We start from the raw sequence: 15,908 nt of genomic DNA on the forward strand, positions 1-15,908 counted from the left end.
TCAGGCCCTAGCGTGGCGGTATGGCACCCATTCCGAAACCCCCCGCCGAACCCCAGGACAGCCCGGACACATATGTCGGTCTCGACGCCGACCGGGCCGAGCGGCTCGCCCGTGACCGAGGGTGGTCGACGGTGCGTTCGCTGCCGCCGGGGGCGATCATCACCATGGAATACCGGAGCGGCCGCCTGAACTTCGAGGTCAAGGACGGCCAGGTGGCTCGGGCCTGGAAGGGCTGACGAAAAGGCTGACACAGGGCGACGGCCCCGGCTCCTGTCGAGGAACCGGGGCCGTCGTGCTGCGGGGTGGTCGTGCGTACCGAACCGCGCTGTCCGGGAAGGTCAGCCGCCCGTGAGAGGGCGGGCTGCCGGGGCCGCGCCGCGGGTGATGCGGTCCGGGTGCGGCGGGCGGCGGCTGCCGATCGGGGTGACCGGAGTGCGCTCCGCGCGGGCCGTGTGCGGGCCGGGCGCCAGATAGACGGGCGCCCGGGGCGAGCGGGGCGCGGGGGCCGACTCGCGTGCCGCGACCTCGTCGTCGGCGGCCGTGGCGCGCGGCTTGAGCAGCACGGGGGCCCCGACCGGGGCGGCCGACGGGGGTCCCCCCGCTCGAGCCGGTTCGAGAGTGGGGGAGGACATGGCGCCGGCCCGGCGCTCGCGCCAGCGGTCGCGCAGGTCGAAGATCCAGCTCTCGGAGCGGGCGATCAGCGGCTCGAACCACGGCAGGGCGAGCATGATCAGCAGACCGGCGGCCCAGCCGAGCAGAACGTCGCTCAGCCAGTGCGTACCGAGGTAGACGGTGGACAGGCCGACGCCCAGCGAGGTCACCGCCGACAGGGCCGACAGCCAGCGGCGCGCTCTCGGGGTCGAGGCCAGATACGCCAGAATTCCCCAGGTCACCACGGCATTGGCGGTGTGGCCGCTGGGGAATATATCGCCGCCCAGCCACATCTCGTTGGAGCCGACGGTCGTCGCGTAGTGCGGTCCGAGGCGGCCCATGCCGAGCTTCGCGGCGCCGACCGTGACGTTCAGCAGCAGCAGCGAGACGCCGAGCGCGATCAGCGGCCGCAGCGTGTGCTGCCGCCAGGAACGCCAGCCCAGCCAGGCCGCGACCATCACGGCGGTCGGGCCGCGCTGGCCGAGCACCACGTAGTAGTCGACGAACGCGTGGATCTCCGCCCACTGCTGGTACGGACGGAAGAACATGACCTGCCAGTCGAGCCGGACCAGCCACGAGGTGATGACGACGGCCCACACGATGGCCCCGTAGAAGGCCAGAGTCGCGGCGAACAGCACGATCCTGTGCGGGGTCATCCCCGGCACATCGATGTGGGCCGGACGTTCCGGCTCCCGGTCCAGCCTGGCGAAGACCCGGTCCAGACGGGTCAGCTTTCGTTCGGTACGCACCCAATCGACGTTACAGCGAGTGAGCGCAGTTCAAGGGCGATTCCACGGCTTTGTGATGACGATGTGATGTGGGATTCCTCTCAGGAGGAGGTTTATTTCCAAGGAATCCGTAATCACTGGGCGCTACATCCTTCAATTCCTTTGATCATTTCGGAAGCTCGTTTTTCGCTGCTTATGAATTGGTTCACCGAATGATGGGATGGAATTCCCCTGGAGCTCACCGGGCCGGCCCGGATCCGAGCAGGGGCCAGGAGGAGCGGGAGGGGCGGCGGTGCGACCGGACGTGGCGTACGCCACACGCGCTCTGCGCGGAGTCTGAGAGGTCCGCCACTCGGCACCGACGCGGACTCGCGTACTCTGACGAGTCACTCGCCCTTCGTTGCGCGGGCCGGAGACCACCGCTCCTCTCCGGCCGAGTCACGGGGAGTCCCCACCCCGTGAGCCCGCCGGGGCGAGGGAACATCTGGGAGGTACGTACATGTCCGGTCCGACCACGGCTGCCGCTGCGCTGCGCCGTCGGGCGGCCGGGGCCGGTGCCAACCGCTGGGTCGTCCTGGTCGTCCTGTGCGTCAGCCTGCTCCTCGTCGCCGTCGACGCGACCGTGCTGCACGTGGCGGTGCCCGCCGTCACCGAGGACCTCAGGCCCGGCGCGATAGAACTGCTCTGGATCGTCGACATCTATCCGCTGGTCTGCGCCTCGCTGCTGATTCTCTTCGGCACGCTCGGTGACCGCGTGGGCCGCAGACGGGTCCTGCTTCTCGGATACGGCCTCTTCGGCCTCGCCTCCGGTCTCGCGGCCCTCGCACACGACCCACAGGTGCTGATCCTGGCCCGCGCCCTGCTCGGCGTCGGCGGCGCGATGATCATGCCCGCGACCCTGTCCATCCTGCGCCAGGTCTTCCCCGACCGGCGTGAGCGGGCCCTCGCGATCGGCATCTGGAGCGCGGTGGCCGCTGTGGGCGCGGCGGTCGGGCCGCTGCTCGGCGGCTTCCTCCTCGAGCACTTCTGGTGGGGCTCGGTCTTCCTCGTCAACATCCCGCTGATGCTGGTCAGCCTCCCGGTGGGACGACTGCTGCTGCCCGAGTCGAAGGGCGACGGCAAGGGCCCCTGGGACGTGGTCGGCGCGCTGATGGCGGCGGCCGGCCTGTTCGGTGTCGTCCTGGGCGTGAAGCGGCTCGGCGGCGGGGAGGCGGTGGCCAGCGTGTTCACCGTGGCGCCGCTGGTCGTCGGCGCGGTGCTGCTGGTTCTTTTCGTACGACGGCAGCGGCGCCGGGAGTATCCGCTGGTGGACCTGCGGATGTTCGCCCGGCCTGCCTTCAGTACGTCCGTCGGGTGCATCGTGCTGGCGATGCTCGCGCTCGTGGGGCTGGAACTGATCGCGGCGCAGTATCTGCAGCTGGTGCTGGGGCTGTCGCCGCTGGAGACGGGGCTACGGCTGCTGCCGCTGACGTTCGCGGCGATGGCGGCGGGGCTGGCGGGCGCGCGGCTGCTGCGGCGGTTCGGGCCGCGTCGGATGGTGTGCGCCGGGTTCGTTCTGACGGCCGTGGCGGTGCTGCTGCTGACGGCGATGGGCGGCGAGGACAATCCCGTGCTGCTGCTGTCCGGGTTCGTGCTGCTGGGCTTCGGGCTGGAGACGACGCTCTTCGGGGCGTACGAGTCGATGCTGAGCGAGGCTCCGCCCGAGCAGGCCGGCGGGGCGGCGGCGATCGGCGAGACGTCGTACCAGCTGGGTGCGGGGATCGGCATCGCGCTGCTGGGCAGCGTGATGAACGCGGCGTATGCCCCCGGGCTGACGAGCGTGTCGGGTGTTCCGGCGTCGGCCTCCACGGCGGCCTCGCACTCGTTGGGGGAGGCCTACGAGGTCGCCGCGCAGCTGGGCGGGCCTGCGGGGGTGGCCCTGCAGCGGGCGGCTCGGGACTGTTTTGTGCACGGGCTGCATGTGACGTTGCTGGTGAGCGCGGGGTTGTTGCTGCTGGGGGCGGTGATGGCGGTGCGGTTGCCGCGGGCCATGCAGTGTGAGGCGCCTGCCGTGGAGTTGCCTGCGCAGAGGGAAGTCGCGGAGTCCCGCGTCTCTGTGTGAACAGTCTCTGTGTGAACAACCTTCTCCCGCCCACGCACGGGGTCCGTCGCCGTCGGCGGCTTGCGGTGCGTGGGCAGCGGCTCGGCGTGCGGGGGGAGTCCTACTGGACGTGCGGGACACTGCGTCGTAGCGTCTGCCAGAGTCGTAACTAGCGGCGCTAGTTTTAATCGTTGCCGGAGGGTGTCCCATGTCCGCGTCCTCGAAGTTGCCCCCGTTCGACCCCGCCGACCCCCTCGGCATCGACGACCTCCTGGAGCCCGAGGACCTGGCGATTCGGAGCACCGTGCGGGAGTGGGCCGCGGATCGGGTGGTGCCGTATGTCGCCGAGTGGTACGAGAAGGGCGAGCTGCCGGGGATTCGTGAGATCGCCCGCGAGCTGGGGGAGATCGGCGCTCTCGGGATGTCCCTCGACGGGTACGGGTGTGCCGGTGCCTCCGCCGTGCAGTACGGGCTCGCCTGTCTGGAGCTGGAGGCCGCCGACTCCGGGATCCGGTCGCTCGTCTCCGTGCAGGGCTCCCTCGCCATGTACGCCATTCACCGGTTCGGGAGCGAGGAGCAGAAGCAGGAGTGGCTGCCTCGTATGGCTTCCGGTGAGGTCATCGGGTGCTTCGGGCTGACCGAGCCGGATCATGGGTCCGACCCGGGCTCCATGCGGACGTACGCCAAGCGGGACGGCTCCGGCTGGGTGCTCAACGGGCGCAAGATGTGGATCACCAACGGGTCCGTCGCCGGGGTCGCCGTCGTGTGGGCGCAGACCGATGAGGGGATCCGCGGGTTCGTCGTGCCGGCCGGCAGCGCCGGGTTCTCCGCCCCGGAGATCAAGCACAAGCTGTCGCTGCGCGCCTCCGTCACCAGTGAACTCGTCCTCGACGACGTACGGTTGCCCGCCGATGCCGTGCTGCCCGAGGTGGTCGGGCTCAAGGGGCCGCTCAGCTGTCTCTCGCACGCCCGCTACGGGATCGTGTGGGGTGCCATGGGTGCGGCGCGGTCCTGTTTCGAGGCCGCCGTCGAATACGCGAAGACGCGGGAGCAGTTCGGTCGGCCGATCGGTGGCTTCCAGCTCACCCAGGCCAAGCTCGCCGACATGGCGCTCGAACTGCACAAGGGGATTCTGCTCGCCCATCATCTGGGGCGGCGTATGGACGCCGGCCGCCTGCGTCCCGAGCAGGTCAGCTTCGGCAAGCTCAACAACGTCCGCGAGGCCATCGACATCTGCCGTACGGCCCGGACCATCCTCGGTGCCAACGGGATCTCGCTCGAATACCCCGTGATGCGGCACGCGACCAACCTCGAATCGGTGCTCACCTACGAAGGCACCGTCGAGATGCACCAGCTCGTGCTGGGCAAGGCGCTCACCGGGCTCGACGCCTTCCGCTGAACCCCACCAGGCTGAACCCACCAGGGGGCAGGGCCGGTGAGCGGCCCTGCCTCAGCTCTGGTTGTAGAAGCCGTCCGTGCGGTGCTGCGACGCCTCCCCGCTGATGATCTCCGTGTCGGCCGGAGTCAGCAGGAACACACGGTTGGACACGCGGTCGATCGAACCGCGCAGACCGAAGATGAGCCCCGCCGCGAAGTCGACGACGCGCTTGGCGTCGGCCGGCTCCATGGCCGTGAGGTTCATGATGACCGGAACCCCGTCCCGGAACAGCTCGCCGATGGCGCGGGCGTCCCGGAAGCTGTCCGGAGTGACCGTGCCGATGCGGCGGCCCTTCTCCTCGGCGACATCCGTGGCCACCTTGACCCGCGGGTCGGTGACCCAGGCATCCCCGGGCTCGGTCCCTTCGGAGTAGTCGTCGTCGTAGTAACGCTCGTCATCGTTGTCGTCAACGAGGCCCAGCCAGGCACTCGCCTTGCGCACCGATCCCATGGACGCCTCCTCTCACAGCGGTCTCTCTTACATTCCGTATCCCTATGGTCATCCATGATGCGGACGTCGCGCCAAGTGGATAGACGCCGCGCGGGGGGTTTGTGACGGTACTGGTGCACAGCGAATCCGTCGAGAGCCCGTGTCCCCCAAGGGGCATGCCACGTACGGCTGCTGACTGTGAGTGAAATATGATTCTTCACGGCGTATGGGTGATGCTGGGTGCGTACGGGTGAACGAGGCGGCCGTGGCGATCTGTACCACGGTCGATACGATGCGGCAGCTCAGCGTCGTGAGAAGCGTCGTAAGAACCACGGGGGAACGTCGTGTTCGGAATCGTCAGGCCCTGTCGTCATCGGCTCGGGGAGAAGCTCGCCGGTGAATGGATGGCGCATTTGTGCGGGTTGTGCCTCTCGTTGCGCGGGGACCATGGTCAGTTCGCGCGGATCGTGACGAACTACGACGGGCTCCTCATCTCTGTTCTGACGGAGGCTCAGTCCGACAGGAACAGTGGAATGCGGCGTACGGCGGGACCGTGCGCGTTGCGCGGGATGCGGACCGCGTCCGTCGCCCAGGGGGAGGGTGCGCGGCTCGCCGCCGCCGTCTCGCTGGTGCTCGCCTCGGCCAAGGTGCGTGACCACGTGGCCGACGGGGACGGGCTGCTGGCCCGTAAGCCCGTGGCGCTCGCCGCGCGCCGGGTGGCCGCCGGCTGGGGTGCGGCGGGTGCCCGTACCGGGTCGGTCGTCGGGTTCGACACCGCCGTACTCGTCGACGCCGTGGACCGGCAGGTCGGCATCGAGGCGCTCGCCGGGCCCGGCACGCCGATCCTCGCCGTCACCGAACCGACCGAGACGGCGACCGCCGCCGCCTTCGCGCACACCGCGATCCTGGCCGGACGGCCGCACAACGCCGAGCCGCTCGCCGAGGCCGGGCGCCTCTTCGGACGGCTGGCGCACCTCCTGGACGCCGTGGAGGACCAGGCGGACGACGCCGCGTCGGGTGCGTGGAACCCGCTCACCGCGACCGGGACCTCGCTGCCCGAGGCGCGCCGGCTCGCCGACGACGCCGTGCGGGGGGTGCGGCTGGCGCTGCGCGAGGTGGAGTTCACGGACGCCAAGCTCGCGCATCTGCTGCTCGTGCATGAGCTGCGGCGGTCGGTGGACCGGGCGTTCGGCACGGTGCCGATGTGTGCGTCGCATCAGCCTGGGCCCTATGGGCAGCCGCCGCAGGGGCAGGGGCCGTACGGGGTGCCGCAGAATCCGTATGCCGGCCAGAACCCGTATGCCGGCGGGAATCCGTACGCGGGCGGTGGGGGAGTGCCCGGTGGGGGTGGCCACGGTGGTGGCGGTGGTGGTGACTTCGGTGGGTTCGGTGGTGGGCCGGCCGCTCAGCCGCCGAAGGGGCGGCGTGGGTTCTGGGCCGGCTGCGGGATGTTCTGGCTGCTGTGCTGCACCTGCAAGCTGTGCTGCGCGAAGGAGTACGAGGGTCCGTGGTCCCGCAAGAAGCGCGAGGGCTGCTGCCGTGACTGCGACTGTGACGGCTGCGACTGCTGCTGCCCCTGCGACGGCTGCTAGGGCCCGTCTCGCGGTCGCTGGAGGATGTCCGGAGAGGTGACTTCCGGACATCCCGGGGGGCGTGGGGCGTGTGTGACGTCGATCTCGAGGACGCCGATGGGCTCGGGCTCCGGGGAGCGCAACCTGCGCCGAAGGACGGGCCGACAGGGGCGCTGACAGGGGCAGAGACAGCCAACTCGCACAGATCGTTCAAAGATTGACGGCCGAAAGGCGCCCTTGCGGCTACCCGCTGTTCGGCCGAATACTCCCCCTCAGCGCTTGTCAGGGGCACGGCGTGTTCGGAATCCGGAGACGATCGGCCAGCTGACTGCGCCTCACGGGCCCCACCCCACGCGGGCCCCCGACTTCCCTTGGAGGGAACGAAACGTGAGGATCAAGCGCACCACCCCCCGCAGTGGCATTACGAGACGGACCCGGCTGATCGCCGTTTCCTCCGGCCTCGTGGCCGCAGCCGCGATCGCGATCCCCAACGCGACCGCAGCGGACTCTCCCACCACCTTCAGTGCCGCTGAGCTCAAGAGCGCCAGCGGCTCGGTGCTGAAGGCTGACATCCCGGGCACCGCCTGGGCGGTCGACAGCAAGACCAACCGTGTCACGGTGACCGTCGACAGCACGGTCTCCCAGGCGGAGATAGCGAAGATCAAGGAGCAGGCGGGCAGCAATGCCGACGCGCTCACGATCAAGCGGACCGCCGGCAAGTTCAGCAAGTTCATCCAGGGCGGCGACGCCATCTATGCGAGTAGCTGGCGCTGCTCGCTCGGCTTCAACGTCCAGGACAGCAGCGGCAACCAGTACTTCCTGACCGCCGGCCACTGCACCGACGGCGCCGGGACCTGGTACTCCAACTCCGGCCGCACCACGGTCATCGGCTCGACCGCCGGCTCCAGCTTCCCGGGCAACGACTACGGCATCGTGCGCTACTCCGGGTCCGTCAGCCGGCCCGGCACCGCGAACGGCGTGGACATCACCCGCGCGGCCACGCCGAGCGTGGGCACCACCGTCATCCGTGACGGCTCCACCACCGGTACGCACAGCGGCCGGGTCACCGCCCTGAACGCGACCGTCAACTACGGCGGCGGTGACGTCGTCGGCGGTCTGATCCAGACCACCGTCTGCGCCGAGCCCGGTGACTCCGGCGGTTCGCTCTACGGCAGCAACGGCACCGCGTACGGTCTGACCTCCGGCGGCAGCGGCAACTGCAGCTCCGGTGGCACGACCTTCTTCCAGCCGGTCACGGAGGCCCTGAGCGCCTATGGCGTCAGCGTCTACTGACGTTCGGTCGAACGCCGGAATCCGTATGGCCTGATCTGTATGGCCTGATCGGCGTGGATTGACCTGCGACCAGCAGCATGTGAGCCCCCGCACGCAACTGTCGTGCGGGGGCTCACTCTTGCCCGCGTCACGGTGGTCTCCGCACGGAGGGTCGAATTCAAGACAGGAGTAGACCTTACGCGCTGCTGATGAATAGCTTGCTCGTGGTGTTTGCTGGGTGAAGAGAGCGGGTGTGACTGTGCACGGTCAAGGTGGCGAGGGGCGTGCAACCGTGTTCTACGCGCGTCCGGAAGTCGACCTTGTGCGCTCCCTGAGGGCATCGGAATAGTGAGCGTTGTTCAACCGGCCCGGGCGCGACATTTGTTGTGAGCCGCCTTCGTGGCCGTACGCCTTCCGGTTCGTGAGGTCCCCACAACCTCTCGGGCCGACCCCCCACAGGAGGACGTAAGTTGAAGCACCGACGCATACCCAAGCGGCGTGCAGCCGTGGCAGGTGCGGGCATCGCCGCGCTGGTTGCCGCGGGAGTGACCTTGCAGACTGCGAACGCGAGTGAGACGCCCGAGGCGCCCGCGCTGAAGACGCTGTCGGTCGGCGCGGCCGGAAAGCTCGCCTCGACGCTGGCGAAGGACCTCGGCGCGGATGCCGCGGGTACCTACTACGACGCGCAGACCAAGAACCTTGTCGTGAACGTCCTCGACGAGGCCGCCGCCGACACCGTCGAGGCGGCCGGCGCCAAGGCCAGAATCGTCGAGAACTCCCTCGCCGAGCTGAAGAGCGCCCGTACGACGCTCAAGCAGGACGCGACCATCCCCGGCACCGCCTGGGTGACGGACCCGGCGACCAACAAGGTCGTCGTCACCGCCGACCGCACGGTGTCCGACGCCGAGTGGGCCAAGCTCGGCAAGGTCGTCGACGGGCTGGGTGCCACGGCGGAACTCAAGCGGACGAAGGGGGAGTTCAAGCCCTTCGTCGCGGGTGGTGACGCCATCACCGGTAACGGTGGGCGTTGCTCGCTCGGCTTCAACGTCGTCAAGGGCGGTGAGCCGTTCTTCCTGACCGCCGGGCACTGCACCGAAGGTATCTCCACCTGGTCGGACTCCAGCGGAAACGAGATCGGCACCAACGAGACGTCCAGCTTCCCGGACAACGACTACGGGCTGGTCAAGTACACCGCCGAGGTCGACCACCCGAGCGAGGTCAACCTCTACAACGGCTCCTCGCAGGCCATCAGCGGGGCCGCCGAGGCCACCGTCGGTATGGCCGTCACGCGGAGCGGTTCGACCACCCAGGTGCACGAGGGCAAGGTCACCGGCCTTGACGCCACCGTGAACTACGGCAACGGCGACATCGTCAACGGTCTGATCCAGACCGACGTCTGCGCCGAGCCCGGTGACAGTGGTGGCTCGCTGTTCTCCGGTGACAAGGCGATCGGACTCACGTCTGGTGGTAGCGGTGACTGCACCTCCGGTGGGGAGACGTTCTTCCAGCCGGTGACGGAGGCGCTGTCGGCCACGGGTACCGAGATCGGCTGACCGTTCGTCGCTTCGTGAAGTCCCGCCCCTGTGTGTGAGGGGCGGGACTTTTCGTGTGGGCGTGGGGGGGCGCCGTACGTGGGTGCGGGTGCGTCTACGACGCCTTTGCCCTGGGGCCTGTTCGCAGTCGTGCCGCCAGTAGCGTGATCGCGGTTCCTGCCGCCGCCCATGCCGAGAGGACCAGGAGTGAGCCGGTCGTGTCGTTGCCCTTGAAGTAGGCGATCGAGCGGGTTGCCCATGTTCCCGCGCCCGGTGGTAGTGCCGGGCCGATGTCTCTCCAGAACGGGGGGAGCAGTGGGGGTGGGAGGGCGCCGCCCGCGCTCGGGTTGCCCAGGATGACGATGATCAGGATGACCAGGCCGATGCCGGCCAGGCCGAAGATGGCCTGGAAGGCGAGCGTGGCCGCGCCTACCGCGAAGATGATCAGGGCGCCGACGCCCCAGAGCGCGGCGATGCTGCCGGGTAGGGCGCCCAGGATCGGGCCGACGATCAGGGCGCCGCCGAGGCCGCCGACGAGGGCGACTACGGCCATGGCGATGAGGCGGATCACCGAGCGTCTCGGGGTGGGGCGGCCGGCGCCCGAGCTGATCGTCATGATCGACGCGCAGAGGTAGCCGCCCACGCACCAGCCCACGGTCACGTAGAAGGACGTGAGCCCGTTGGCGTCGTGGCGGTCGGCCGGGGCCACGTCGAGGGTGCGGAGGGTGCGGGCCTCGGATTTCTCCAGGGTGGTGAGGAGTGTTTCCAGGGTGGTGGCCAGGACTCTGCCACCTCCGGTGGCCACCAGGAGGGTGTCGGTGGTGCCGGTCGGGTCGATCAGCAGGGCGCCGTCGATGTCGCGGTTCAGGATCTGCTTGCGGGCCGTCGCCTCGTCGGCCACGGAGTGCGGGTCCAGGGGCTCACCGGGCAGTTTCTCGAGCCGGGTCACCGCCTGCTGGGCGGTGGCCTGGGGTGCCACGACCCCGAAGGGCACGTCCTTGGGCTTGGGGTCGTGGAGCGCGCCCACGTAGGAGGCGATGAAGAGCAGAGCGAGGGCGACCACGCCGGTCACGAGCAGCGTGGCTCGTGGGGTGACGGCGTCCTTCACCTCGGCCATGAAGGAGCTGGGTGGAGGGGTGGCGCCCGTGGTCTGCGTCATGCCCCCACGGTCCGGTCCGCCGGGCGTTTGCGCAGGTGGGAGGCGGCCGAACGGATGTCGTACGGATGTTCGAGAAACGGTCCGGAAATGGTCTATGGTGGGGGTGGGAGAGTTGGGAACTGATGTTCGAGAGCTGCTGTTCGGCCGGTCTCGGGCTCATGAGTCGGGAGGTGCGTGTGCCGGGTTTCACGCATCTGCACACCGTCTCCGGGTTCTCCCTGCGGTACGGCGCCTCGCACCCGGAGCGGCTGGCCGAGCGTGCCTCCGAGCGGGGTATGGATGCCCTGGCTCTCACCGATCGGGACTCGCTCGGGGGCGCGGTTCGGTTCGCCAAGGCCTGTGCGGCGGCCGGGGTGCGGCCGTTGTTCGGTGTGGAGCTGGCTGTGGAGGGGTTCGGGCTCTCGGGGGTGGAGGAGTCTGTGGGGCGGCGGCGCCGGGTTCCGGTGCGGGGTGGCGCCTTTGTCGATGAGTCGATGCCTCGGGTCACCTTTCTTGCTCGGGATGGGGCCCGGGGGTGGGGCGATCTGTGTCGGATCGTTTCGGCTGCGCATGCCGGTGAAGGGCCGCCGCTGTTGCCCCTGCGCGAGAATCGGGGGACGGTCTGACCGTCCTGCTCGGTGCCGACTCCGATGTGGGGCGTGCGCTTGCCGCTGGTCGTCCCGATCGGGCGGCCCGGCTGCTCGGGCCCTGGCGGGAGGTCTACGGGGACTCCCTGCGGCTGGAGGCCGTCTGGCACGGGCGTAAGGGCACCGGTCCGGGATCACTGAGGCTGGCCGCCCGCACCGTCGGCTTCGCCGCCGAGCAGCGGGTGCGGCCTGTGCTGAGCAATGCCGTCCGGTACGCGGATCCTGGCCTGGGGCCGGTCGCCGATGTGCTGGACGCCGCGCGCCGGCTCGTGCCCATCGACTCCACCAAGGAACTGGACTCCGGTGAGGCCTGGCTCAAGGGCGCGGGTGAGATGGCGCGGGTCGCCGAGCGGGTTGTCGAGGCTGCGGGCTTTCGGCGCGATGCCGCGTACAGGTTGTTGGAGCAGACCGGGGCTGCCGCCGCCGAGTGTCTCGTCGATCCCGAGGACGACCTCGGTATCGGCAGCGTTCACTTCCCCGAGCCGTATCTCGTCGGCGCCGGGCAGCGCACCGCCCAGCGGGCGCTGGCCTCGCGGGCGGTGGCGGGCATGGTGCTGCGCGGCTATGACGGGCGGCGGGCGTACTGGGAGCGGATGCATCAGGAGCTGGACATCATCGCCCATCACGGGTTCGCCTCCTATTTCCTGACGGTCGCTCAAGTCGTGGATGACGTGCGGAAGATGGGGATTCGGGTGGCCGCGCGTGGGTCCGGTGCGGGGTCGCTCGTCAACCATCTGCTCGGCATCGCGCACGCCGATCCCGTGGAGCACGGGCTGTTGATGGAGCGCTTCCTGTCCAAGCGGCGGCTGGTGCTGCCCGACATCGACATCGACGTGGAGTCCGCGCGGCGGCTGGAGGTCTATCGCGCGATCATCGACCGGTTCGGGCGTGAGAGGGTCGCGACCGTCTCGATGCCGGAGACCTATCGGGTGCGGCATGCGATCCGGGATGTGGGTGCGGCTCTGTCCATGGACCCGGCCGACATCGACCGCATCGCCAAGTCTTTTCCGCACATCCGGGCGCGGGATGCCCGGGCGGCACTGGACGAGCTGCCCGAGCTCAGGAAGCTGGCGGGGGAGCGGGAGAAGTACGGCAAGTTGTGGGAGCTGACGGAGGCTCTCGACGCCCTTCCGCGGGGGATCGCCATGCATCCGTGTGGGGTGCTGCTGTCTGATGCCTCTCTGTTGTCCCGTACGCCCGTCATGCCGACCAGCGGCGAGGGCTTCCCCATGTCCCAGTTCGACAAGGACGACGTCGAGGACCTCGGGCTGCTCAAGCTCGATGTGCTGGGCGTGCGGATGCAGTCGGCGATGGCGCATGCGGTCGCGGAGGTGGAGCGGGTCACGGGGGAGCGGATCGATCTGGACGCGCTCGACTTCGAGCGGGGGGAGGGTGACCCGGCGACGTACCGGCTTATTCGTTCGACGGAGACGCTCGGCTGCTTCCAGATCGAGTCGCCGGGGCAGCGGGACCTGGTGGGGCGGCTTCAGCCGGCCACCTTCCATGATCTCGTCGTCGACATCTCGCTCTTCCGGCCCGGGCCGGTCGCCGCCGACATGGTGCGGCCGTTCATCGAGGCGCGGCACGGGCGGGCGCCGGTGCGCTATCCGCACCGGGATCTGGAGGAGCCGCTGCGGGAGACGTACGGGGTCGTCGTCTTCCATGAGCAGATCATCGACATCGTGCACATCATGACCGGGTGCGGGCGGGATGAGGCGGATCGGGTGCGGCGGGGGTTGTCGGATCCTGAATCGCAGGGGCGGATCCGGGTGTGGTTCGCGCGGCATGCGGCGGCGAGCGGGTATGACGCGGAGACCATCCGGCGGACCTGGGAGATCGTCGAGGCCTTCGGGTCGTACGGCTTCTGCAAGGCGCACGCGGTCGCCTTCGCCGTGCCGACGTACCAGTCGGCCTGGCTGAAGGCGCATCATCCGGCTGCCTTCTACGCGGGGCTGCTCACCCATGACCCCGGGATGTATCCGAAGCGGCTGCTGCTGGCGGACGCGCGGCGGCGTGGGGTGCCGATCCTGCCGTTGGACGTGAATGCGTCGGGGGTCGCACACCTTATCGAACTGGTGTCTGAATCCAGGGATTCGAGAGGGGTTTGGGGGCTGCGGCTCGCCCTCTCCGATGTGTACGGCATCAGTAAGGCCGAGGCGGCGCGGATCGCGGAGGGGCAGCCGTACGCCTCGCTGCTCGACTTCTGGGAGCGGGGGCGGCCCAGTCGTCCGCTTGCTCAGAGGCTCGCGCAGGTCGGCGCGTTGGATGCCTTCGGGGCCAACCGGCGTGATCTGCAACTGCACCTGACCGAGCTGCACCGGGGGGCCCGGGGTGGTGGCGGAGGTCAACTGCCCCTGGAGGGTGGGCGGAAGACGGCCGCGGCCGGGCTGCCCGACCTCAGCTCGGCGGAGCGGCTCAGTGCCGAGCTGGGTGTGCTGTCGATGGATGCCTCGCGCAATCTGATGGACGATCACCGGGCCTTCCTCGACGAGTTGGGTGTCGTTTCGGCGAAGCGGCTGCGCGATGCCCGGCACGGGGAGACGGTGCTGGTCGCCGGCGCCAAGGCGGCCACCCAGACGCCGCCGATCCGGTCCGGCAAGCGGGTCATCTTCAGCACCCTGGACGACGGGACGGGGCTGGTGGATCTCGCCTTCTTCGACGACTCGCACGACGCGTGCGCCCACACCGTCTTCCACTCCTGGCTGCTGCTGGTGCGGGGGGTCGTGCAGCGGCGCGGTCCGCGCAGTCTGAGTGTGGTGGGTGCCGCCGCCTGGAACCTCGCCGAGCTGATCGAACTGCGTGACGAGGGCGGCCTGGACGTGGTGGCGGCGCGGTTGGCGGAGCCCATGTCGGTGCCGGCGGGGGACGGTGGGGATCCGGCGCACGGCCGGCGAATCCACCTGCCCACCGGATACGAACTGAACCCGTGGGCCGATCTGCGGCCGGCGGGTCAATCGCCTTCACAGGTACGGAAGTTGTGGCACCAGAGTCCGGGGAGTGCGGGATGACTATCCTCTGCGTACGTTTCCAGCTGCCGCCGATGCACGAGGCGGCCCTGCCGGGGCTGCTCGGACTGCTCGAGGACTTCACGCCGGTCGTTCAGGCGCTGCCGCCGGACGGGGCGCTGGTCGATCTGCGGGGCGCCGAACGGTACTTCGGGCGCGACGCGGTCGAGCTGGCGTCGGTGATCCGGGTGCGCGCCCTCGCCCACCACGGCGTCGACTGCGTGATCGGCGCCGGGCCGGGGCCGATGCTGGCCCGTGTCGCCCTGCGGGACGCCCGGCCGGGGGTGACCTGTGCCGTCCCTGAGGAGCCGGACGCCGTCGCGGAGTTCCTCGCCGGCAAGCCCGTCGGCGCGCTGCCCGGCGTCGGTGCCGCGACCGCCCGCACCCTGTGCGAGTACGGCCTCGACACCCTCGGCCTCGTCGCCGCCGCGCCCCTGTCCACGCTCCAGCGCCTGGTCGGCGTGAAGGTCGGGCGTGAGCTGCGGGAGAAGGCGAGCGGAATCGACCGCGGCCGGGTGGTGCCGAACGCCGTGTCGCGCTCGCTGGCCACCGAACGCCCCTTCACCCGCGATGAGTTGGACCCCGACCGACACCGTCACGCCCTGCTCTCCGCCGCCGAGGAACTGGGCGCCCGGCTGCGCGCCCTGGACAAGGTCTGCCGCACCCTGACCCTCACCGCTCGCTACGCCGACCTCCCCCACTCTCGAACAGGCTCGAGCGGGGGGACCCCCATCTCGACGACCCGCAGCCGTACGCTGAAGGAGCCGACGGCTCACTCGGCGGCGCTGACCAGGGCGGCCTACGGCATGTACGACGCCCTCGGCCTCCAACGCGCCCGCGTCCGTGCCCTCGCCCTGCGCGCCGAGGGTCTCGACCCCGCCGAGCGCGCCTCTCACCAGCTCTCCTTCGACCCGCTCGACGAGAAGGCCCGCCGCATCGAGGAGGTCGCGGACCGCGCGCGAGCGAAGTTCGGGCCGCATGCGGTGATGCCGGGGGCGCTCGCTCGCCGCTTAGGGCTCAGTTGGCCCACGGCGGCGTGATGCGCGTCCCGTCGGCCAGCTCCGCAGCCAGGCCGATGGACGTGGTGACCCAGGTGACGGCGGTCCGGTCGGTCGGGTTCTCCACGGTCAGGGTCGCGCCGGGGTTGATGACCAGAGTGTCGCCCGCCGTGATCCGGTCGGTGTGGTCGTCGAGCGTGACCAGCAGCTCGCCGTCGAGCAGGTGCAGGATCTCCTCCCGGTTGACGGTGTGGGCGGGCGCCTTGGTCCCTGCGGGGATCTCACCGCGCCAGGCGCACAGCTCCTTGCTGCCGGTCCGGGGGGTGGCGTACGAGACGAAGCGGGCGCCGTGGATTTCGTGGGTGACGGCTTCGGATGCGCGGATGACCGGCACAGGTGCCTCCTGGGCGTAGACGGCC

11 protein-coding genes and 1 pseudogene are annotated in these 15,908 nt (G+C 69.9%); 8 read left to right on the plus strand and 4 right to left on the minus strand.

Annotated features, from left to right (window positions below; all coding sequences use genetic code 11):
* The first annotated feature begins 20 nt into the window (after nucleotides 1–20).
* Nucleotides 21–236, plus strand: a complete 216-nt coding sequence (locus tag QQM39_RS36150) for an I78 family peptidase inhibitor (RefSeq protein ID WP_302001789.1) — start codon at nucleotides 21–23, stop codon at nucleotides 234–236.
* Nucleotides 237–338: 102 nt separating this feature from the next.
* Here QQM39_RS36150 and QQM39_RS36155 read toward each other — a convergent pair whose 3' ends face one another.
* Complete coding sequence (locus tag QQM39_RS36155) at nucleotides 339–1,400, minus strand: phosphatase PAP2 family protein (protein ID WP_302001790.1); 1,062 nt, start codon at nucleotides 1,398–1,400, stop codon at nucleotides 339–341.
* 478 nt (nucleotides 1,401–1,878) lie between these two features.
* Here QQM39_RS36155 and QQM39_RS36160 point away from each other — a divergent pair, with 478 nt between their 5' ends.
* Together QQM39_RS36160 and QQM39_RS36165 are read left to right on the plus strand one after the other, a co-directional pair.
* Entirely contained in the window at nucleotides 1,879–3,480 is a 1,602-nt protein-coding gene (locus QQM39_RS36160; protein WP_302001791.1) for an MFS transporter, read from the plus strand.
* Between the two features lie 187 nt (nucleotides 3,481–3,667).
* Nucleotides 3,668–4,858 (plus strand): acyl-CoA dehydrogenase family protein, encoded by a 1,191-nt coding sequence (locus QQM39_RS36165; RefSeq protein WP_302001792.1) that lies wholly within the window; start codon nucleotides 3,668–3,670, stop codon nucleotides 4,856–4,858.
* A gap of 51 nt (nucleotides 4,859–4,909) precedes the next feature.
* On the opposite strand, the gene QQM39_RS36170 is transcribed toward QQM39_RS36165, so the two are convergent.
* Nucleotides 4,910–5,347, minus strand: a complete 438-nt coding sequence (locus QQM39_RS36170; RefSeq protein WP_062701561.1) for a cell division protein SepF — start codon at nucleotides 5,345–5,347, stop codon at nucleotides 4,910–4,912.
* A 323-nt stretch (nucleotides 5,348–5,670) separates the two neighbouring features.
* On the opposite strand from QQM39_RS36170, the gene QQM39_RS36175 reads away from it, so the two are divergent.
* From QQM39_RS36175 to QQM39_RS36185, 3 genes are all read left to right on the plus strand, one after another.
* Nucleotides 5,671–6,918, plus strand: a complete 1,248-nt coding sequence (locus tag QQM39_RS36175) for a DUF5685 family protein (RefSeq protein WP_302001794.1) — start codon at nucleotides 5,671–5,673, stop codon at nucleotides 6,916–6,918.
* A gap of 366 nt (nucleotides 6,919–7,284) precedes the next feature.
* Nucleotides 7,285–8,190, plus strand: coding sequence for a S1 family peptidase (locus QQM39_RS36180; RefSeq protein WP_302001795.1), 906 nt, complete (start codon nucleotides 7,285–7,287; stop codon nucleotides 8,188–8,190).
* Between the two features lie 449 nt (nucleotides 8,191–8,639).
* Nucleotides 8,640–9,722, plus strand: a complete 1,083-nt coding sequence (locus tag QQM39_RS36185; RefSeq protein WP_302001796.1) for a S1 family peptidase — start codon at nucleotides 8,640–8,642, stop codon at nucleotides 9,720–9,722.
* A gap of 94 nt (nucleotides 9,723–9,816) precedes the next feature.
* Here QQM39_RS36185 and QQM39_RS36190 read toward each other — a convergent pair whose 3' ends face one another.
* Entirely contained in the window at nucleotides 9,817–10,860 is a 1,044-nt protein-coding gene (locus tag QQM39_RS36190; RefSeq protein ID WP_302001797.1) for a DUF3533 domain-containing protein, read from the minus strand.
* Nucleotides 10,861–11,036: 176 nt separating this feature from the next.
* Here QQM39_RS36190 and QQM39_RS36195 point away from each other — a divergent pair.
* Nucleotides 11,037–14,494 (plus strand): annotated as a pseudogene (locus QQM39_RS36195) (DNA polymerase III subunit alpha).
* Nucleotides 14,491–15,531 carry a hypothetical protein gene (locus QQM39_RS36200; RefSeq protein WP_302001798.1) on the plus strand — a complete coding sequence of 347 codons (1,041 nt, stop codon included), beginning with the start codon at nucleotides 14,491–14,493 and terminating at the stop codon, nucleotides 15,529–15,531. Before QQM39_RS36195 ends, QQM39_RS36200 begins: the two are co-directional and overlap by 4 nt.
* Here the strand turns inward: QQM39_RS36200 and QQM39_RS36205 are convergent.
* A complete protein-coding gene (locus tag QQM39_RS36205; protein ID WP_302003855.1) occupies nucleotides 15,509–15,883 on the minus strand; it encodes a cupin domain-containing protein in 375 nt (124 codons plus the stop codon). The two genes, QQM39_RS36200 and QQM39_RS36205, sit on opposite strands and share 23 nt — an antisense overlap.
* Between the last annotated feature and the right edge of the window lie 25 nt (nucleotides 15,884–15,908).

It is taken from the genome of Streptomyces sp. DT2A-34 (genome assembly GCF_030499515.1).
Taxonomy (GTDB): Bacteria; Actinomycetota; Actinomycetes; order Streptomycetales; family Streptomycetaceae; genus Streptomyces.